Origin of the sequence: Nonomuraea sp. KM90 (genome assembly GCF_052246675.1) — a bacterium.
Taxonomy (GTDB): Bacteria; Actinomycetota; Actinomycetes; order Streptosporangiales; family Streptosporangiaceae; genus Nonomuraea.
In genome coordinates this window covers 212,379-230,398 of the sequence record NZ_JBQQCB010000006.1, presented here as the reverse complement: position 1 = coordinate 230,398, position 18,020 = coordinate 212,379, and the positions used below count along the sequence as shown (strand labels likewise).

20 protein-coding genes are annotated in these 18,020 nt (G+C 69.8%); 13 read left to right on the top strand and 7 right to left on the bottom strand.

The annotated features are described in order from the left end of the window. Positions 1-10 precede the first annotated feature (10 nt). From ACTWPW_RS10240 to ACTWPW_RS10230, 3 genes are read left to right on the top strand one after another with little or no spacing between them, the layout of a single operon-like run. Positions 11-1,258: an extracellular solute-binding protein gene (locus ACTWPW_RS10240; RefSeq protein WP_443168531.1), complete on the top strand. Its 1,248-nt coding sequence runs from the start codon at positions 11-13 to the stop codon at positions 1,256-1,258. Then, positions 1,258-2,142, top strand: a complete 885-nt coding sequence (locus tag ACTWPW_RS10235) for a carbohydrate ABC transporter permease (protein ID WP_364130242.1) — start codon at positions 1,258-1,260, stop codon at positions 2,140-2,142. Before ACTWPW_RS10240 ends, ACTWPW_RS10235 begins: the two co-directional genes overlap by 1 nt. Continuing rightward, positions 2,139-2,957, top strand: a complete 819-nt coding sequence (locus tag ACTWPW_RS10230) for a carbohydrate ABC transporter permease (protein WP_375115757.1) — start codon at positions 2,139-2,141, stop codon at positions 2,955-2,957. Before ACTWPW_RS10235 ends, ACTWPW_RS10230 begins: the two co-directional genes overlap by 4 nt. On the opposite strand, the gene ACTWPW_RS10225 is transcribed toward ACTWPW_RS10230, so the two are convergent. Beyond that, entirely contained in the window at positions 2,947-3,438 is a 492-nt protein-coding gene (locus tag ACTWPW_RS10225; protein ID WP_375115758.1) for a GntR family transcriptional regulator, read from the bottom strand. The two genes, ACTWPW_RS10230 and ACTWPW_RS10225, sit on opposite strands and share 11 nt — an antisense overlap. A 41-nt stretch (positions 3,439-3,479) precedes the next feature. Beyond that, entirely contained in the window at positions 3,480-3,956 is a 477-nt protein-coding gene (locus tag ACTWPW_RS10220) for a GntR family transcriptional regulator (protein ID WP_364130250.1), read from the bottom strand. 111 nt (positions 3,957-4,067) lie between these two features. Here ACTWPW_RS10220 and ACTWPW_RS10215 point away from each other — a divergent pair, with 111 nt between their 5' ends. Further along, entirely contained in the window at positions 4,068-4,370 is a 303-nt protein-coding gene (locus tag ACTWPW_RS10215; RefSeq protein ID WP_375115759.1) for a hypothetical protein, read from the top strand. 488 nt (positions 4,371-4,858) lie between these two features. Here ACTWPW_RS10215 and ACTWPW_RS10210 read toward each other — a convergent pair whose 3' ends face one another. Beyond that, complete coding sequence (locus ACTWPW_RS10210; protein ID WP_375115943.1) at positions 4,859-5,875, bottom strand: N-acetylglucosamine kinase; 1,017 nt, start codon at positions 5,873-5,875, stop codon at positions 4,859-4,861. Positions 5,876-5,957: 82 nt separating this feature from the next. On the opposite strand from ACTWPW_RS10210, the gene ACTWPW_RS10205 reads away from it, so the two are divergent. The 7 genes from ACTWPW_RS10205 to ACTWPW_RS10175 all read left to right on the top strand — a co-directional run bounded on the left by ACTWPW_RS10205 (position 5,958) and on the right by ACTWPW_RS10175 (position 12,408). Beyond that, positions 5,958-6,827, top strand: a complete 870-nt coding sequence (locus ACTWPW_RS10205) for a MurR/RpiR family transcriptional regulator (RefSeq protein WP_375115760.1) — start codon at positions 5,958-5,960, stop codon at positions 6,825-6,827. Next, complete coding sequence (locus tag ACTWPW_RS10200) at positions 6,828-7,562, top strand: sugar isomerase domain-containing protein (RefSeq protein WP_443168530.1); 735 nt, start codon at positions 6,828-6,830, stop codon at positions 7,560-7,562. It begins immediately after the preceding gene. Between the two features lie 19 nt (positions 7,563-7,581). Then, positions 7,582-8,994, top strand: a complete 1,413-nt coding sequence (gene ngcE / locus ACTWPW_RS10195; protein ID WP_375115762.1) for an N-acetylglucosamine/diacetylchitobiose ABC transporter substrate-binding protein — start codon at positions 7,582-7,584, stop codon at positions 8,992-8,994. Beyond that, positions 8,991-9,902 carry a carbohydrate ABC transporter permease gene (locus ACTWPW_RS10190; protein ID WP_375115763.1) on the top strand — a complete coding sequence of 304 codons (912 nt, stop codon included), beginning with the start codon at positions 8,991-8,993 and terminating at the stop codon, positions 9,900-9,902. The genes ngcE and ACTWPW_RS10190 overlap by 4 nt, the downstream gene beginning before the upstream one ends. Further along, the gene (locus tag ACTWPW_RS10185) at positions 9,902-10,819 is read left to right on the top strand and encodes a carbohydrate ABC transporter permease (protein ID WP_364130266.1); all 918 of its coding nucleotides are present in this window, start codon (positions 9,902-9,904) and stop codon (positions 10,817-10,819) included. The genes ACTWPW_RS10190 and ACTWPW_RS10185 overlap by 1 nt, the downstream gene beginning before the upstream one ends. 37 nt (positions 10,820-10,856) lie before the next feature. Next, positions 10,857-11,744 carry a phosphotransferase family protein gene (locus ACTWPW_RS10180; protein WP_443168529.1) on the top strand — a complete coding sequence of 296 codons (888 nt, stop codon included), beginning with the start codon at positions 10,857-10,859 and terminating at the stop codon, positions 11,742-11,744. Positions 11,745-11,853: 109 nt separating this feature from the next. Beyond that, positions 11,854-12,408, top strand: coding sequence for a GNAT family N-acetyltransferase (locus tag ACTWPW_RS10175; protein ID WP_375115765.1), 555 nt, complete (start codon positions 11,854-11,856; stop codon positions 12,406-12,408). 22 nt (positions 12,409-12,430) lie between these two features. Here ACTWPW_RS10175 and ACTWPW_RS10170 read toward each other — a convergent pair whose 3' ends face one another. Beyond that, positions 12,431-12,889: a nuclear transport factor 2 family protein gene (locus ACTWPW_RS10170; RefSeq protein ID WP_443168528.1), complete on the bottom strand. Its 459-nt coding sequence runs from the start codon at positions 12,887-12,889 to the stop codon at positions 12,431-12,433. A 95-nt stretch (positions 12,890-12,984) separates the two neighbouring features. Between ACTWPW_RS10170 and ACTWPW_RS10165 the strand changes: the two genes are divergently transcribed. Next, the gene (locus ACTWPW_RS10165; protein ID WP_443168527.1) at positions 12,985-13,452 is read left to right on the top strand and encodes a MarR family winged helix-turn-helix transcriptional regulator; all 468 of its coding nucleotides are present in this window, start codon (positions 12,985-12,987) and stop codon (positions 13,450-13,452) included. 48 nt (positions 13,453-13,500) lie between these two features. Here ACTWPW_RS10165 and metE read toward each other — a convergent pair whose 3' ends face one another. Beyond that, positions 13,501-15,648, bottom strand: coding sequence for a 5-methyltetrahydropteroyltriglutamate--homocysteine S-methyltransferase (gene metE / locus ACTWPW_RS10160; RefSeq protein WP_443168526.1), 2,148 nt, complete (start codon positions 15,646-15,648; stop codon positions 13,501-13,503). 76 nt (positions 15,649-15,724) lie between these two features. Here metE and ACTWPW_RS10155 point away from each other — a divergent pair, with 76 nt between their 5' ends. Next, positions 15,725-16,573: a LysR family transcriptional regulator gene (locus ACTWPW_RS10155; protein WP_443168525.1), complete on the top strand. Its 849-nt coding sequence runs from the start codon at positions 15,725-15,727 to the stop codon at positions 16,571-16,573. Positions 16,574-16,621: 48 nt separating this feature from the next. Here the strand turns inward: ACTWPW_RS10155 and ACTWPW_RS10150 are convergent, their stop codons facing one another. Both ACTWPW_RS10150 and ACTWPW_RS10145 read right to left on the bottom strand, forming a co-directional pair. Then, the gene (locus ACTWPW_RS10150) at positions 16,622-17,305 is read right to left on the bottom strand and encodes a DNA alkylation repair protein (RefSeq protein WP_364130284.1); all 684 of its coding nucleotides are present in this window, start codon (positions 17,303-17,305) and stop codon (positions 16,622-16,624) included. Next, positions 17,302-17,970, bottom strand: coding sequence for a TetR/AcrR family transcriptional regulator (locus ACTWPW_RS10145; protein ID WP_443168524.1), 669 nt, complete (start codon positions 17,968-17,970; stop codon positions 17,302-17,304). Before ACTWPW_RS10145 ends, ACTWPW_RS10150 begins: the two co-directional genes overlap by 4 nt. Between the last annotated feature and the right edge of the window lie 50 nt (positions 17,971-18,020).

Sequence of the window (18,020 nt, the reverse complement as noted above, 5' to 3'; positions counted from 1 at the left end):
AAGGAACGCCATGAAGAACCGCATCCTGGCCCTGGCGGCCGTGTTCGCGCTGGGCGCGTGCGGCACCGCCGCCGAGGAGCCCAAGGCGACCGGCCCGACGAAGCTGACCGTCTGGATCATGGACGGCAGCGTCACCCAGGAACTGCTGAAGAAGTTCGAGACCGAGTACGAGGCCGCGCACCAGGGCATCGACCTCGACCTCCAGATCCAGGCGTGGGACGGCATCGGCGAGCGCGTCACCGCCGCCCTGGCCAGCACGGACGCCCCTGACGTGATCGAGGTGGGCAACACCCAGGTCGCTCAGTACTCGGCCAGCGGCGGCGTCACCGACCTGACCGCCAAGGTGGCCGACCTCAAGGGCGAGGACTGGCTGCCGGGTCTGGCCCAGCCGGGCAACATCGACGGCAAGCAGTACGGGATCCCCTGGTACGCCGCCAACCGCGTGGTCGTCTACAACAAGGACCTGTTCGAGAAGGCCGGCATCGAGCAGCCGCCCAAAACGCGGGACGAGTGGCTAGATGTCACGACAAAGCTCAATAAAGACGGCAACCAAGGCATCTACCTGACGGGCCAGACCTGGTACGCCCTCGCCGGCTTCGTCTGGGACGAGGGCGGCGACCTGGCGGTCCAGGAGGGCGGCAAGTGGAAGGGCGCCCTCGACACGCCCCAGGCGCTGGCCGGCATGGACTACTACCGGCGCCTGCAGGCCCTCGGCAAGGGTCCCAAGGACGCCGACGAGGCCAACCCGCCCCAGCACGAGGTCTTCGCGCAGGGCAAGGTCGCCCAGATCATCGCGGTGCCCGGCGTCGCCGCCCGCGTCCTGGAGGTGGACGCCAAGCTGAAGGACAAGATGGGCTTCTTCCCCATCCCGGGCAAGACCGCCGACAAGCCGGGCACCGTCTTCACCGGCGGCTCCGACCTGATCATCCCGGCCGCCTCGAAGCGCCAGGACGAGGCGTACGAGCTGGTCAAGGCGCTGGCGGGGGAGCAGTTCCAGACCGAGCTGGCCAAGGCCATGAGCTTCGTGCCGAACCGTACCTCGCTGGCCGGCGTGCTCTCCGGCGAGGAGGGCACCGCCGCCATGGCCACCGGCGCCGCCAACGGCCGCGCCACCCCGAACACCCCCAACTGGGCCGCCGTGGAGGCCACCTCCGTGATCAAGCAGTACATGACCGCCGTTCTCACCGGCGCGGACCCGGCGGCGGAGGCGAAGAAGGTCTCCGAGACGATCACCACGACCCTGAACAGCGGATCCTGATGTGGCGAAGGGACCGCTCGCCCTGGCCCTACCTGCTCATCGCGCCCACGGTGGCGGGCGGGGCCTTCCTCCTGCTCTACCCGCTGCTCAAGGCGGCGGTGATCTCGTTCCAGCACTTCCGGATGGGCGAGCTGATCAGGGGCGGGGCGACGCTCGTCGGCCTGGAGAACTACGAGGAGCTCCTGACCGGCGAGGAGTTCTGGCAGGTGCTGCTGCGCACGGTCGTGTGGACCGCGATCAACGTGGTGCTCATCGTGGTGCTGGCCACCGGCGTCGCCCTGATGCTGCCGCGCCTGCGCCGCGGCCTGCGCCTGGCCCTGATGAGCGCCCTGGCGCTGGCCTGGGCCACCCCGATCATCGCGGCCACCACCGTGTTCCAGTGGTTGTTCCAGTCGGAGCTGGGGGTGGTCAACTGGCTGCTGGTCACCCTCGGCTTCGACTCCTTCCAGGGCTACACCTGGTTCGCCAACGGCACGGCCACGTTCGCCGTACTCGTGATCCTGGTCGTGTGGCAGTCGGTGCCGTTCGCCGCGCTCACCCTCTACGCCGGGCTGACCACGATCCCCACGGAGCTGTTCGAGTCGGCCAGGATCGACGGCGGGACCGGCTGGCAGGTGTTCTGGAAGGTCACCTTCCCCATGCTCAGGCCGCTGTTCGCGCTGGTCGCCTCGCTGGAGGTGATCTGGGTGGCCAAGTGTTTCCCGCAGATCTGGGTGCTCAGCCAGGGCGGACCCGACGGCGCCACGACCACCCTGCCCGTGTACGCGTTCAAGATCGCCCGCGTGCTGCACCGCTACGACCTCGGCTCGGCGGTGGCCATGCTCACGGTGGTCATCCTGGCCGTCGCCCTGATCAGTAACCTGCGTCGGATGGTGCGCTCGTGAAGAGGCTCATGCTCAACGCCGCGGCGGTCGCCGTGCTCGTGACGACGATCTTCCCGGTCTACTGGATGTTCCTGACCGCGTTCAAGCCGACCAGGGACATCCAGGCGGACACCCCGACGTTCTGGCCCGGCGACCCCACGCTCGACCACTTCGTCACCGCGATCAACGCGCCGGGCTTCTGGACCTACTGGCGCAACAGCCTGCTGGTGACGGTGGCGGCGGTGCTGATCGCGCTGGTGGTGGCGCTGCTGGCGGCGTTCGCGGTGGCCAGGATGCGGTGGCGGGGCCGGGGCGCGTTCGTGGTGGCGGTGTTCGCGGCGCAGATGGCGCCGTGGGAGGCGCTGCTGGTGCCGGTGTTCATCATCGCCCGCGACACCGAGCTGCTGGACTCGCTGGCGATGCTGACCGGGGTCTACTTCATGATCACGCTGCCGTTCACCATCGTGACGCTGCGCGGGTTCCTGGCCGCCATCCCGCTGGAGCTGGAGGAGGCGGCGCAGGTGGACGGGTGCAGCCGGGTCGTGGCGTTCCGGCGGGTGGTGTTCCCGCTGCTGGCGCCGGGGCTGATGGCGACCTCGCTGTTCGGGTTCATCACGGCGTGGAACGAGTTCGCGTTCGTCAACGTGCTGATCATCAAGGATCAGGACAAGCGGACGCTGCCCGTGTGGTTGTCGTCGTTCCGGGACGTGTTCGGCACGGACTGGGGCGCCACCATGGCCGCCGCCAGCCTGTTCGCGCTGCCCGCGCTGCTGCTGTTCCTGTTCCTGCAGCGCCGCGTCGGCACGGGGATGACGGCGGGGGCGGTCAAGGGCTGAGCGAGGTCTCGGGCCAGTCCTCCGGGTCGGACACGAAGGTGCCCCGCCTGGGCACGGTGAAGACCCAGCGGCTGTCCCGCAGATGCGAGACGGCCTGCCGGGCCGTGACCTTGGCGACCCCGTACTGGCGCATCAACGCCTTCTCGCTGGGGATCGCCCGGTTCGGCCGGAGCTCGCCGCGGGTGATCCGGGCGATGAGGTCTCTGGCGATGATCGCGTGCACCGCCCGCGTCGGCTTCGTCCGCGGCACGCCGAGCGGCCCCACGAACGTCCCCTCGCCCGGAACGGTGTGGACGAGCTGCCGCCGGCGCAGCTCCCGGGCCACGTTGCGCGCGGTGGTCCGCGCGATGTCGAACTCCGCCTCCAGAGCCGTCTCACTCGGCACGGGGTCGCCGGTCCGCAACTCCCCGCTGGTGATCCGCTCGTGGATCATCTCGGCGACTTGTACGTAGATGGGCGTCGGGCCATCGCGGTCGAGCATGCTCATAGCGTAGACGTATCGATACGAGCAGGCAGGCAAAGTCAGGAGTTGGGCCACGACTCCTTCGGCGAGACGTAACTGCCGCGCTGCGCGACGGTGTAGATCCAGCCCTGCTCCCGGAGGAGCGCCATGGCCCGCCGCACCGTCTCGCGCGCCACGCCGTGCCGCTTCACCAGCGCCGTCTCGCCGGGTATGGGGCGTCGCGGTAGGAGTTCTCCGGCCTTGATCTGATCGGTGATCTCTGTCGCTATCTGCTGGTAGAGCGGCATTTTCCGTTTCTGGCGCGGCGCTCCCGCCGGCTGCCCGACGAAGGCGCCCTCCCCCTGAACCGTGTAGACGAGCCCCTCCTCCCGCAGCAGGCGGACCGCCCGCCTGGCGGTGGTTCTGGCGACCCCGAACTCCTGCTGGATCTCCGCCTCACTGGGCGCCGGGCTGCCGGACGGAAGGCCGGCGACCCTTTCCCGCAGGATGTTCGCGATCTGGATGTAGACGTGGGTGTCCCCTTCGTAGTCGAGCACGTAGGCAACATAGGCGAAGACGGGAGAGAGTTCTCATATCGTTCTGTCCATTTAGACAGAGTGCTCTCTACATGTAGACAAGGCGAGACGACCAGATCTACGGTTGGCCGCATGATCGAACCCCCACCGGTTCCAGACGACGACCGGTACCACTCGGCCCACGTCCCAAAGCCCCGCCCGGGTTTCACCCGACTGCAATGGGAGCGCCTACGGGAAGGCCAGACCGCACGCATCCGGGACTACACCTGCGACTGCCAGAACCCCTATTACGAGCTGTGCTCGTCCGGCGGCCAATACTTCATCCGCAGGACCCGGTTGCGGAACGGAACGGTTGAGGTCCACGAGACCGCGCGCGGCCGGGTCGCCAAGGCGATGGAGGTCTGGAGCAAGCTGCTGTCGGGCGACGTTGCGTGACCCGGTGGACGAGCAAACCCTGAGCCCGGCCAGCGGTGGCAGGCGATCAGCGATCGGGTGGCGGGCTGGCCGGTCAGACGGGTGAACGCCCCAGGCGGGCGCACTTGCTGTGACGAGGTGTCTCGACTTGCCTACCTGGAACGTGGTGGGGCGGACCTGACGCTGGAGCAGCCGTTGAGCCGGGACCGTCGACGCCGTGGGCGTGCGCCAGTTCGCGGTGCAGGATCCGGACGGCTACCTACTGCGCATCTCTCAGCACCTGGGGACCCGATCGCCCGCCGATAGCGCACCGTGCTGGTCGTGCCACGCAGTTGCCTCCCTCGGCGCAGGCCGGCACGACCCCGGCCCGCAAGGCCGGCCCCTGGGTGGTCGAACGCCGCCGAGCCCAGCCCTTCAGCGTCCGCCGCCCCTGCTGCGATGACACCAGCGGTTCGAGTCTGCTACCCGCCATCACTCCAGCAGGCCTCCCTCATCGCATAACCGGCTCACTAGCGGCCGGCGGTGAAGGCGGCGTGGCGGGCGCGGGCGTCGGCCTCCGACAGCAGGTCGCGGGCGGCCAGCCAGGCCGCCGCGCCCGCCGCGTCGCCGGCCGTCGTGATCCGCTCGCTGCCCAGAAGCTCGGTGACGGCCCGCCGCACAGGGCCGTCACTGGTCAGTACGCTCCCGGCGAGCACCACGGGACCTGACACGTGCACCCGGCGCAGGGTCGCCACCAGATGGTCGGCGGCCTCGTGCACGATCTTGACCGCCAGCGGGTCGCCCGCCACGGCCGCCTCGCTGACCAGCGAGGACAGGGCGGCCAGCCGCATGTGGTCGGCCTGCGCCAGCCGGACGATGCGGTCGGCGGCGGCCCGCGGCGTGGCGGGCCGCTCCGTTCCGAGGAAGTGCGCCCCGACGAGCCTCGCCAGCACTCCTCCCGCGGCGCCGTCCGCGCGGGCGCCCCTCTCCGGGCCGGCGGCCTCGACCGGCGCGCCCGGGGTCACGGCCGCCACGGGCATCCCGCGGTCCAGGGCGTGGACCACCGCCTTGGCCGCCTCGCGCCCGATCCAGAAGCCGGACCCGGCGTCGCCGAGCAGCCAGCCCAGCCCGTCAGCGAGCACCTCCTGCTCGTAGCCCACCAGCCGGGCCGCCACCGCGCCCGTGCCCGAGAGCAGCAAGGACCCGTCAGGGTCGGGGGAGCCGGCGGCGAAGCCGATCGGCACGTCGCCCACGTACCGAGGAGCGTTGGCGATCCCGTGAGCGGCCCAGACCTTCGTGACCTCGGGCGCCATCTCCTCGACGTGCCCCGCCACCCCGGCCAGCGATGCGACCACCCGGCTCCCCGAGCCCGGCGGGAGCGCCTGCGCCAGCGCCGCGTCGAAGGCCGCCACCGCCTTGGCCACCCCGTGGGCGCTCGGATTGCCCGCCACGCTGCGGGCGTAGCCCACCCGCGTGCCGTCGAGCGTGTGGACGGCGATCCGCGTCGATGTGGCACCGGCATCGACACCAACCACTAGCGATTGCATCACGGTCCGAGTCTGGGGGTTGACGCAGCCGGGAAGCAAGAATAATTTTCGCCAGAAGACCGGGTATTCGGAAGGAATATTCGTGACTTCAGGAGCCCTCGGGCGCGTCGAAACGGAACTACCCGGTTTGCCGGAGGCATTGCGCAGGGTCGGCGAGGTGATTCTCGGCGACCCGGCCGAGGCCGCGCGGTCGACCATCATCGCCCTGGCCGAACGCGCGGGCAGCTCGCCCGCGACCGTGACCAGGTTCTGCCGGGCCTTCGGCTTCTCGGGCTACGCCGAGTTGCGCGTCGCCCTGGCGACCGAGACCGGCCGGGCGGCCCAGGCGGGCTGGGGCGCGGGCGTCGGGCACGAGATCGGGCCCGACGACCCGCTCGACGCGGCCATCGAGGTGATGGCCGCCGCCGACACCAGGCTGATCCAGGACACCGCCGCCCAGCTCGACCTCGACGTCGTCGCCCGGGTGGCCGACGCCATCGTGGCCGCGCCGCGGGTGCTCCTCGTCGGCGTCTCCACCAGCGGAGACGTCGCCACGATGCTCGAAGGGCGGCTGCGCCGCATCGGCATCCCGGGCTGGAGCGCGGGCGACGCCCACGTGGCCCTGTCGGAGGCGGCGCTGCTGAAGGCGGGCGACGTGGCCATCGGCATCAGCCACCGGGGCCGTACGCGGGAGGTCATGGAGGCGCTCGCCGAGGCGGGCAGCCACGGCGCGCTGACGGTGGCCGTCACCTCCTTCGCCCGTTCGCCGCTGGCGGAGCTGGCCGACCTGGTGCTGACCACCGCCAGCAGGGAGACCACGTTCCGGCTCGGCGGGCTGGCCGCCGTCCACTCGCAGGTCTTCGTGCTGGACGCGGTGTACGTGGCGGTCGCGCAACGCACCTACGAGCGGACGAACGAGGCATTCGAGCGCACGATCAGCGCCGTGGAGAGCCACCGGGTGGAGAGAGGCTGAATGACGTACGCATCCAAGGTCCTCGATCTGGCACATCAGGTCGCGGAGCGCCAGGCCGAGCCGGTACGCCGGGCGGCCGCGCTCGTCGTGGCCTCGATCCGGGCGGGAGGCGTGGTCAACGCCTTCGGCTCCGGGCACTCCGAGGCCATCGCCATGGAGATCGCCGGACGGGCCGGCGGTCTCGTACCGAGCAACCGCCTCACCCCCAGGGACCTCGTGCTGTACGGCGGGCAGCCCGCGAGCGTGCTCACCCCCGAGCTGGAGCGGGATCCGACGGTCGCGCACCAGATCTACGACCTGGCCCCGGTCGCGCCGGAGGACGTGTTCGTGCTGGTCTCCAGCTCCGGCGTGAACGGCACGGTCGTCGAGCTGGCCGGGATCGTCAAGGACCGCGGCCACCGGCTGATCGCGATCACCTCGGTCGAGCACAGCACCCGCATGACCTCGCGCCACCCGTCCGGCCGCAAGCTGCTCGACCTGGCCGACGTGGTGCTGGACAACGGCGCGCCGTACGGCGACGCCATCCTCGACCTGCCGGGCGGCGGCAGCTACGGTGCGGTTTCCACGATCACCTCCGCGTTGCTCGCGCAGATGGTGGTCACCGAGGCGGTGGACGAGCTCGTCGCGCTCGGCGAGACGCCTCCCATCTACCTGTCGGCGAACGTGACCGGCGGCGACGAGCACAACAAGGCGCTGGAGAGCCGCTACGCAGGGCGCATCAGGCGCGGATCATGAATAGTCAGGAGTAGTCATAATGCCTAACACCCCCCACCTCAGTAGGCGCGAGCTCCTCCGCGGTGCCGCGCTCGTGCCCGTGGCAGGGGCGCTGGCCGCGTGCGCCACCCCCGCCGCACCGCCGGCCGCATCGAGCTCGGCGGCCCCGGCCGCGACCAGCGCGGCCAACCCCTTCGGCGTGGGCAGCAAGCCGCTGGAGGTCTGGATCTTCGACGGCGGCTTCGGCCAGGACTACGCCAAGAACATCCACCAGCCGCTCTTCAAGAGCAAGTACGCCGGCGTCGAGATCAAGCACAACGCCACCAAGGAGATCACCAAGGTCCTCCAGCCGCGCTTCGCCGGTGGCAACCCGCCCGAGGTCATCGACAACTCCGGCGCCAACTTCATGGACTTCGGCGCCCTCTCCCAGGACGGCCAGCTGCAGGACCTGACCCCGCTGCTCGACGCCCCCTCGTGGGACGACCCGAACACCAAGGTCAGGGACACCATCGACCAGTCCGTCATCGACATCGGCATGTACGAGGGCAAGTTCAGCGTCCTCGGGTATGTCAACTACATCCACGGCATCTGGTACTCGCAGAAGGTGTTCCGGGACAACGGCTGGCAGATCCCGAAGACCTGGGACGAGTTCCTGGCGCTGTGCGAGACCATCAAGAAGTCCGGCAAGATGGCGCCCTTCACCTACGCCGGCAAGTTCCCGCAGTACCTCTACGAGCCGCTGCTCACCATGGCCGCGAAGGTCGGCGGCAACGAGGTGCTGGTCAACATCGACAACCTCGAGGACGGCGCCTGGACCAGCGAGGCCATGAAGACCGCGGCCACGGCCTGGGCCGAGGTGGGCGCCAAATACCTCATGGAGGGCACCACCGGCCTCGACCACGTGCAGACCCAGACCGCCCAGAACAAGTACAAGGTGGCCATGCTGCCCTCCGGCTCCTGGCTGGAGAACGAGCAGAAGACCACCACCCCGGCCGACTTCGAGTACGGCATGTTCCCGATCCCCGACGTCACCGGCTCCGACAAGATGCCGTACGGCACCCTGCACACCCAGCCCGGCGAGAACTTCATCGTCTCGGCCCGGAGCGCCCACCCACAGGCCGGCATGGAATACCTGCGGGCCATGCTGTCGAAGAAGGCGGCCGGCGACTTCAGCGCGCTCGTCCGCACCATGACCGTGGTCAAGGGCGCCACCGAGGGCCGCGACATCTCCCCGGGCGTCACCAGCGCCTCGAAGGCGGTCGCCGACGCGGGGACGAACACCGTCTACTACCGCTGGTTCAACTGGTACGGCCCGCTCAAGGACGAGGCCATCGCCGCCACCGGTGAGCTCATGTCCGGCGGCCTGACCCCGGACAAGTACCTCGAGCGCATCCAGAAGAAGGCCGACGAGATCAAGAACGACTCCTCGATCAAGAAGTACAAGCGCACATGATCTTCAACAGGTATCGCCGTGGGCTGTTCATCACCTCGTTCCTGGCAGCCCCGGTGATTCTCTACCTGGTTTACGTGATCTCCCCGTACATCCAGGCGTTCTACATCGCGCTGACCGACTGGCGCGGTGTGACGGCGACGCCCCGGTTCATCGGGCTGGAGAACTTCCAGCGGCTCTTCAACGACAACGTCTTCTGGCAGGCCGTCATGCACAACGGCGCCCTGCTCGTGCTGCTGCCGCTGATCACGATCGTCATCGCCCTGTTCTTCGCCTTCCTCCTCAACGTGGGCGGGCCGCAGGGCGTGACGGGGATCCGCGGGTCGAAGTTCTACCGCGTGATCTTCTTCTTCCCGCAGGTGCTGGCCGTGGCCGTGGTCGCGGTGCTGTTCCAGCAGGTGTTCCGGCCGGACGGCAGCGGCATGCTGAACGGCCCGCTGATGGCCCTCGGGATGGGGCCGATCGGTTTTCTCTCCGACCGGGACGTGGCGTTCTGGTCGGTGCTGGCGGTGATGGTCTGGCAGGCGGTCGGCTTCTACGTCGTGCTGTTCTCGGCCGGCCTGGCCTCGATCCCCAAGGACATGTTCGAGGCCGCGCAGATCGACGGGGCGAGCCGGATCAGCCTGTTCTTCCGCATCACGCTGCCGCTCCTCTGGGACACCGTGCAGGTGGCCTGGGTCTACCTGGGCATCCTGGCCCTGGACGTGTTCGCCATCGTGTGGGTGATGACCCTCCAGCACGGCGGGCCCGACCGGTCGACCACGGTCATGGCCGCCGAGATCTATCGCAGCGCCTTCGAGCACTTCCGCTTCGGCTACGCCTCGGCCCTGGGCGTGGTGATGTTCTTCTTCACCGTCGGCTTCGCGATCCTCTCGCTGCGTCTGTCCCGGCGCGAACGAATCGAGTACTGATGACAACGATGATCTCGTGGACGGCGGCGAACTCGCGGAAGATCGCCCGCGAGGAGCGCAGACGCCGTCTCGGCCCCCTCGGCGTGCTGACCCACCTGGCCCTGCTGATCTGGACCCTGCTCGTGATGGTCCCGATCCTGTGGACGTTCCTGGCCTCGGTCAAGAGCGAGGACGAGATCTTCAGCGACGCGTGGTCGCTGCCGGCCTCGCTGCGGTGGGACAACTTCGCCAGGGCCTGGGAGCAGGCGCACATCGGGCAGTACATGCTCAACAGCGTCATCGTTGTGGCCTTCAGTACGTTCGGGACGATGCTCATCGGGTCGATGGCGGCGTACGTGCTGGCCCGCTACCCCTTTCGCGGCAACCGTGCGATCTACCTGCTGTTCGTCTCGGGCCTGGCCTTCCCCGTCTACCTGGCGCTGACCCCGCTGTTCTTCGTTGTCCAGAACATGGGCAACCTCCCGGTGATCGGCCCGTTCATCGGCCTGAACACGCACGCGGGGCTGGTCCTGGTCTACATCGCGTACTCGATGCCCTTCACCGTCTTCTTCCTGTCGGCCTTCTTCCGCACGCTGCCGACGGCGGTGGGGGAGGCCGCGATGGTGGACGGGGCGTCCCACACGAGGGTCTTCTTCCAGATCATGCTGCCGATGGCCAGGCCGGGCATCATCAGCATCACGATCTTCAACATCCTGGGCCAGTGGAACCAGTATCAGCTGCCGCTGATCCTGCTCCAGGAACGGGACAAGTGGGTCCTCACCATGGGCATCGCCGACATCTCCACCGCCGCCGGATACGACCAGGACTGGTCGGCCCTGTTCGCCGCCCTCACCCTGGCCATCCTGCCCATGCTGATCATCTACACCGTCTTCCAGCGCCAGATCCAGTCCGGTCTGACCTCGGGAGCACTGAAATAGGTCGCACGCCGGACATGCCGGGCTTAGGGTGCGGAGTGTGACTGGCGACATCCGCGCGTTGCTGGCCCGCCACTTACCCGACTACCGGGTGCGTTCCATCAGCCGCCTCGGCCACGGCCTCGACAACGACGTGTACGAGGTCAACGGCGAGCTGCTGATCCGGCGGAACAAAGTAGTGGACCCCGAGTCGAGCCGGCAGGAGGTCGCCCGCCTGGCGGCCGTCAGGGAGTTGTCCCCGCTGCCGGTTCCCGAAGTCGTCTTCGCCGACGACGAGTCCGGTGCGATCGCGTACCGCAAGCTCCCCGGAGAGCCCCTCAACCAGCACCTGGCCGGCGTCCTGGGCCCCGGCGTGGCTCTGGACCTGGGCCTCGACCTGGACCTCAGGAGCCTGGCCGGCCCGCTCGGCGGCTTCCTCAGCGCCATCCACGGCGCCGCCCCCGGCCGGATGCGCGAGCTCGCGCCGCTGGACGTCTACCCCGCGCCGACCCTCCTGCAGGACGCCGAGCTCGACTACCGGGACATCGAACGCCACGTCCCGGAGGACCAGCGCCCGCTGGTGGAGCGCTTCCTGCGCGACACCCCGCCGGACGAACCCCGCTCGCTGCGCTTCTGCCACAACGACCTGGGCGCGGAACACGTCCTGGTGGACACCCGGACGAACTCGATCACGGGCATCATCGACTGGACGGACGCCGCCATCACGGACCCGGCCCACGACTTCGCCCTCATCTACCGGGACCTGGGCCCGGAGATCTTCGAGCTGACACTGTCGCACTACGAGTTCGACGTGACGGAGGAGGACCGGGCGAGGGTGCTGTTCTACGCGAGGTGCGCGCTGATCGAGGACCTGGCGTACGGCCTGAGCACGGGCCCCCGCCACTACGCCGACGCGGCCCTCACCCACCTGCCCTGGACCTTCGAGTAGCCGGGTCCCCGGAAAGCCCGCCCCCACCCGCGGACTGGCTACACGGTGGGCCGGTCGCGTGCCGAAAAGCGTTGGCGACCCCACACCGTGATCTGCTTGGCTCCCTCCCATGACGACATCGGCCTGGGTAGGAGATCGCGTCCGCCTGCGCGCCAAAGAACCCGAGGACTGGGAAGCCTTCCAGGTCTTCGACGAAGACTCCGACGCCGTACGCAGCGGCTGGCGGCTCACCCCGCCCAACTCGGTCGCCCGGGCGAAGAAGGCGGCGGCCGAGCAGGCCGAGGAGGAGCTCGATCCCGACAAGTTCTCCCTGGTCATCGCCACCAAGGCAGACAACGCCGCGGTCGGCTCGATCAACACCCACCAGATCGACCGCGTCCACGGCACCTTCGCGTACGGGATCTCCGTCGGCACCCCGCACCACCGCAAGGGCTACGCCGGCGAGGCGATCGTCCTGCTGCTCCGCTACATGTTCTTCGAGCGCCGCTTCCAGAAGGCCGAGGCGTGGGTCTACAGCTACAACGACGCCTCCCTGGCCCTGCACCGGCGCATGGGCTTCGTGGAGGAGGGCCGTCGGCGCAGGAGTCACTACGCCAACGGCCGCTATCACGACGAGTTCCTCTTCGGCCTGACGGTCGAGGAGTACACCGAGCGCTACGCCTGACGAGGCGCGACCGTGGCGCCGATCAGCGCCCGGCCGGGACGGCGTCCTGGGGCTGGTTCTCGATGACCCATACGGGGGTGGCGTCGACGCCCGACAGGCGCCATCCCTCGGGCGAGCGGGTCACGTCGTAACGAAACCGCTCGCTGAGCGTGCGTCGAGGCTCCGGAGCCAGCCGTCCCTCCGGCGCGGCGGCGGCGCTGAAGGTCACGATCACGTCCGCTCGTACGCCGGCATGTCGACCGTCCGCGTCCACGTCGACGAGGGCGTTGTGGACGAAGTGCTGGATCCGTTCCTCGGTCGAGTGGTTGCGTGCGGCCTGGGCGATCGCGGCGTCCGGCCCCTCGGCGAGTCCGCCGGGAGTCCGGACGGTGATCTCGTCGGCGAACACCGATCGCAGGTCGTCGAAGCGCCCCTCGTCCATGCAGGCGTAGAGCCGGTAGATCAGCTGGGTGATGTCTCCGCGGTCATCAGACATGGTCATGGGCCTTTCCCGATTTGTTGGCAGTGCCAATGTTGGCGCGGCCAACTATAGGCCAGATTGTTGGGCGCGCCAACACCGTTGGTAGGTTTGTCGGTGTGGAGAACGCCGAGGAGATCGTTCCGAGCAGGCTGCGTGGCCTGCCGAGCCGCCTGATCGGTCACGTCGCCATGTCGGGCAACCGGCTCGTCGACCAGGCGCTCGCCGCCATCGGAGCACGCCGCTACCACTACGCGCTGCTGGCCGCGCTGGCGGAGTTCGGGCCGGCCAGCCAGGCCTCCTTGGGGCGTCGTACCGGCATCGACCGCAGCGACATCGTGGCGACCGTGAACCAGCTGGCGGAACGAGGCCTGGTCGAGCGCAGCCCCGATCCCGGCGACCGGCGGCGCAACATCATCACCGTCACCCCGGAGGGAACCCGGCACCTGGAGGAGCTCGACCGCCTCATCTCCGGCGCCCAGGACGAACTGCTCGCGTCCCTGACCGCCACCGAACGCGAGCAACTCGTCGGGCTCCTGACCCGCGTCGCCGACCACCACGCGGCCTCGTCCTCGCCCCCCGACTGACCGCCCGCCCGGCGACGCCCACCAGGCCGACCGCCGCTCCGAGGCGTATCAGGCTCCGAGCTCGGCCCGCAGCCGACGCGTGGCCGCCACCACGTTCGCCAGCGAAGCCTCGACCTCCTCATACGTCCGGGTCTTCAGCCCGCAGTCCGGATTCACCCAGACCCGCTCCACCGGCAACACCTCCACCGTCCTGCGCAACAGCCCTTCCACCTCCCCCTCCGAGGGCACGCGAGGCGAGTGGATGTCGTAGACGCCGGGCCCGAGTCCCCGCCCGAACGTGGACACGGCGGAAAGGATCCGCGCCCCCGACCGCGCCGACTCGATCGTCGTGACGTCGGCGTCCAGGCCGTCGATGGCGGCCAGGATCTGGTCGGCGTCCGAATAGCACAGGTGGGTGTGGATCTGCGTACGGTCGCTCGCCCCCGACGTGGCCCGCCGGTACGCCGCCACCGCCCACTCCAGGTAGTCGGCCTGCCCGGCCCGTCGCAGCGGCAGCAGCTCGCGCAGCGCGGGCTCGTCCACCTGGATGATCGACACCCCGGCCGCCTCCAGGTCCCGTACCTCCTCCCCGACGGCGTCGGCCACCTGGAACACCACGTCGCGCAGCGGCAGGTCGTCCCGCACGAACGACCAGGCCACGATCGTGACGGGGCCGGTGAGCATGCCCTTGACCGGCCGGTCCGTGAGCGACTGCGCGTACGTCGCCCACCGCACCGTGATCGGCTCGGGGCGGCTCACGTCGCCGTGCAGGATCGGCGGGCGGGTGCAGCGGGACCCGTACGACTGCACCCAGCCGTTCCTGGTGACCGCGAACCCGTCGAGGTGCTCCGCGAAGTACTGCACCATGTCGTTGCGCTCCGGCTCCCCGTGCACGAGGACGTCGAGCCCGAGGCGCTCCTGCACCCGGATCGCCCGCTCGATCTCGGCCTCGACCTGCCGCTCGTAGTCCGCCTGCGGCAGCGTGCCGGCCGCCACCGCGGCGCGGGCCGCGCGCAGCTCGCCGGTCTGCGGGAACGAGCCGATCGTGGTGATCGGCAGCGCGGGCAGCCGCAGGTGCTCGGCCTGCGCGGCGGCCCGGACCGCGTACGGGCCGCGCTCCTCCCGCACCACCGGCCCCGGCAACGCGACGGACGGCCCGGCCGGCGCCGCGCCCCGGAAGTCGGCGCCCGCCAGCGCCACCACCTCGGCCACCTTCTCCTCCGCGAACGCCAGCCGCCCCTTCAGCTCCGGATCGAGATCGGGCTCGTCCGCGACGGTGTAGGGCACGTGCTGCAGCGAGCACGAGGTGCTCACGACGACGTGCGCGGCCCGTACGGCACCCAGGGCGGCCAGCGCACGCTCAGGAGAGGTCCGCCACACGTCCCGCCCCGACACGACCCCCGCGACCACCGTCTTCCCGGTCAGGTCGGTGCCGGGCACGGCGCCCCGGACCAGGTCGAGGCCGAGGGCCTCCACCGGCGTCCCGGCCAGCGCCGGCAGCGACTCCCCGAGGTCGCCGAAGTACGAGGCCACGAAGAGAGCGGGCCGCGCGCTCAGCGCCCCCAGCCGCTCGTACGCGCTCCGCACGGCGGCCAGCTCCTCCGGCGTCCGGTCGCCCACCAGCGCCGGCTCGTCGAGCTGCACCCAGGCCACCCCTTCGGCGGCCAGCGCGGACAGCAGCTCCTCGTAGCAGCCCAGCACCTCGTCCAGCCGCTCCAGCGCCGACCCCAGCAGCAGGAACGTCACCGGCCCCACCACGACCGGCCGCGTCTCGTACCCCAGGGCCCGAGCCTCCCGCACCTCGCCCAGCGGCTTGCTCGCGTCCAGCTTGAACACGGTCTCCGGCCCGATCTCGGGCACGATGTAGTGGTAGTTCGTGTCGAACCACTTCGTCATCCGCAACGGCGCCAGCCCTTCGGTGCCCCGGGCCATCGCGAAGTAGGGGTCGCCGGCGTCCCGATAGCGCGACGGCACCGCCCCGAGCAGCACCGCGGTGTCCAGCACCTGGTCATACAGCGAGAACGTGTTCGACGGCAGCCCCTCCAGCCCGAGCTCGGCCAGCCGCCGCCAGGTCCGGGCCCGCAGCTCGGCGCCCACCTGGTCGAGCTCCGCCCGGGTCGACCGCCCGCCCCAGTACGACTCCAGCGCCCGCTTCAGCTCCCTCCGCGGCCCGATCCGCGGGTATCCGAGCACGGTGGACTTGGGGAATGAGGACATCTTCTTCGGCTCCCTCGATATCGATCAGGTCGCTCGAATCGTGCCGACTACCCGGGAAGTCGTGCACCATGTATTGATGCTGCTTATGCTCCGGGAGATCCACTGCTTCACCAGGGTCGCCGAACGGCTCAGCTTCTCGGCCGCCGCCGCCGACCTGGGGATGTCCCAGCCCGCCATGAGCCAGGCCATCACCCGCCTCGAACGCGCTGCCGGGATCAGGCTGTTCGAGCGGACCGCCCGGGAGGTGCGGCTCACGGGGGAGGGCAAGGCGCTGCTGGCGTACGCGGAGCAGGTGATCGAGTCGGCCCGGTCGTTCACCGCCGAAGCGGCCCGGCTGGCCAGGCCGACCATTCACCTCGCTTATCCACCGATCGTCGGCACGCTGGCGGCGCGCATCGTCAGGCGGCTGGCGGGCCGCACCCCGTCCGTCGGCGTGGAGCTGCGGGCGGCCGGGCGCGGGGCCGCGGTGCGGGCGCTGGCGGACGGCGAGGTGTCGGCGGCGATCCTGGCCACGCCCGCGCCCGCCCAGTTCGTCACGGCGGCCAGGTTCCACGTCACCGTCGACCACCTGGCCGTCCCGGTCGGGCACCGGCTGGAGTCCAGGCCCCGGGTGACTGCGGACGAGCTGGGCGGCCAGGTGCTGCTCACCCCGGCCAACCGCCCGTGGCCGGGTCTGCCGGGCCGTCCCCGCCTGGTGGCCGACGACGACTTCGCCGCGGCGCTCGACCTGGTGGCCGCCGGTGCCGGCCTGCTGCCCATCCCGCACCTCCTGGTGCGCAGCATCCGCCGGGACGACGTCCGGTTCGTGCCGCTGGACGCGGGCGAGCTCCGCATCACCTACGCCCTGGCCTGGTCGGGAGAGCACGTCACCCCGGAGCTGATGGCCCTGGTCCAGGCCGTCCAGGACGCTTTGTGGACCCGCTGAGGATCACCCGCACCCCCGGACCGCCCGCCGCGAGAGCCCGCAGGGCGATCAGGTGGTGACCGGGACGTTCTTCAGCGCCTCGCGCCGGCTCAGCCCCGAGATCCCCTTGGCCTTGACATAGCGCAGCACCTCGCCCGGATTCGTCTTGGCGTATTCACGTAACGCCCACCCAATAGCCTTACGGGCGAAGAAGTCGTTGTCCGACAGGCTCGGCTCGATGCACGCATACAGCAACGCCGTATCCGTACGCCCCTTGAACCGGTTCTGGCACAGAATTGCCGTCCGCCGCTTCCACAGGTCCCCGTCGTGCGCCCACTCCAGCATGAGCGGCCGCATCGAGTCCGGAAACGTGGCCAGCAGCGCGCCGACCCGGTGCGTGGCCAGCTCGTCCACCAGGTCCCACCAGGCCCCGGAGACGATCATCTCCTCGTACATCGGCACGGTGTAGAGGGTCTGGAACTCCCGGTAGAAGTGGTAGCCGGACAGCTCGATGGCCGCGTACCGCTCCTCGCGGTATTCGGCCTCCCGCCACAGCGTCAGCACCGCGCGCCGCCATTCGGGCGCGGTGTCGAGCCGGTGCTCGGCGAACACCTTCCGCAGCGCCGCCCGCCTGGGCACCGCCTGGACACCCAGGAACGGCATCGTGGACTTCATGTAGGCGCGCATCGCCTCGGCCTTGCCGGGCTCGGCCGCCTCCTGCAGAGCCAGGCGCACCGCCTTGCCGAGGCTCATCCCTTTTGGGTGGTGCGCTCGCCCGTGGCGAGTCCGTCGAAGAGCACGGTGATGTAGTGCTCGGCCAGCCCGGCCGTGTTGAGTCTGCCGCCGGGCCGGAACCAGCGCACCGCGACCCAGATCGTGTCGCGGATCATCCGGTAGGTCAGTTTCGGATCGACGTCGGTCCTGAACAGCCCGGCGGCCTGCCCCGCCTTGATCTGCGACACCCAGATCTGCTCGACCTCGTCCTCGGCCTTGACCAGGTAGTTGAACCGCTCGAACTGGCGCAGGTAGTTCCAGTCGTTCTGCATCACCGTGATGGCGGCGCGGTGGGGCTCCAGCGTGCCGAAGCCGATGCGGACCATCTCCGACAGCACGGTGCGGGCGTCGGCGCTGGTGTCGAGGGCCGCGCGGTAGCGGGCGATGAGGTCGTCGAGGAAGGTGGACAGCACCTCGTCGACGATCGTCTCCTTGGAGTCGAAGTGGTGGTAGAGACTTCCTGAGAGGATGCCGGCCTCGTCGGCGATCTCGCGTACTGTCGTGGCCTGGAAGCCCTTGCGCGCGAAGAGCTCCGCGGCGAGCTTGACGAGGTGGTCACGGCGCTCGGACGCCGACCCCGATGAGGTGGCGCGCTGGCGCTTCGCCGGGGTGGTGGTGCTGCCGGAGTTCTTTCGCGTGGTCACGTCCCCATTATGAGCCCTCAGACAATCGCTTGTTCACCTAACTGTGCCAG

Coding starts and splice junctions, on each gene's coding strand:
- ACTWPW_RS10170 (WP_443168528.1), bottom strand. CDS start 12,889: ATGACCATGTCTGATGACCGCGGAGACATCACCCAGCTGATCTACCGG.
- ngcE (WP_375115762.1), top strand. CDS start 7,582: ATGCCTAACACCCCCCACCTCAGTAGGCGCGAGCTCCTCCGCGGTGCC.
- metE (WP_443168526.1), bottom strand. CDS start 15,648: ATGTCCTCATTCCCCAAGTCCACCGTGCTCGGATACCCGCGGATCGGG.
- ACTWPW_RS10210 (WP_375115943.1), bottom strand. CDS start 5,875: ATGCAATCGCTAGTGGTTGGTGTCGATGCCGGTGCCACATCGACGCGG.
- ACTWPW_RS10240 (WP_443168531.1), top strand. CDS start 11: ATGAAGAACCGCATCCTGGCCCTGGCGGCCGTGTTCGCGCTGGGCGCG.
- ACTWPW_RS10190 (WP_375115763.1), top strand. CDS start 8,991: ATGATCTTCAACAGGTATCGCCGTGGGCTGTTCATCACCTCGTTCCTG.
- ACTWPW_RS10185 (WP_364130266.1), top strand. CDS start 9,902: ATGACAACGATGATCTCGTGGACGGCGGCGAACTCGCGGAAGATCGCC.
- ACTWPW_RS10215 (WP_375115759.1), top strand. CDS start 4,068: ATGATCGAACCCCCACCGGTTCCAGACGACGACCGGTACCACTCGGCC.
- ACTWPW_RS10175 (WP_375115765.1), top strand. CDS start 11,854: ATGACGACATCGGCCTGGGTAGGAGATCGCGTCCGCCTGCGCGCCAAA.
- ACTWPW_RS10155 (WP_443168525.1), top strand. CDS start 15,725: ATGCTGCTTATGCTCCGGGAGATCCACTGCTTCACCAGGGTCGCCGAA.
- ACTWPW_RS10235 (WP_364130242.1), top strand. CDS start 1,258: ATGTGGCGAAGGGACCGCTCGCCCTGGCCCTACCTGCTCATCGCGCCC.
- ACTWPW_RS10150 (WP_364130284.1), bottom strand. CDS start 17,305: ATGAGCCTCGGCAAGGCGGTGCGCCTGGCTCTGCAGGAGGCGGCCGAG.
- ACTWPW_RS10225 (WP_375115758.1), bottom strand. CDS start 3,438: ATGCTCGACCGCGATGGCCCGACGCCCATCTACGTACAAGTCGCCGAG.
- ACTWPW_RS10200 (WP_443168530.1), top strand. CDS start 6,828: ATGACGTACGCATCCAAGGTCCTCGATCTGGCACATCAGGTCGCGGAG.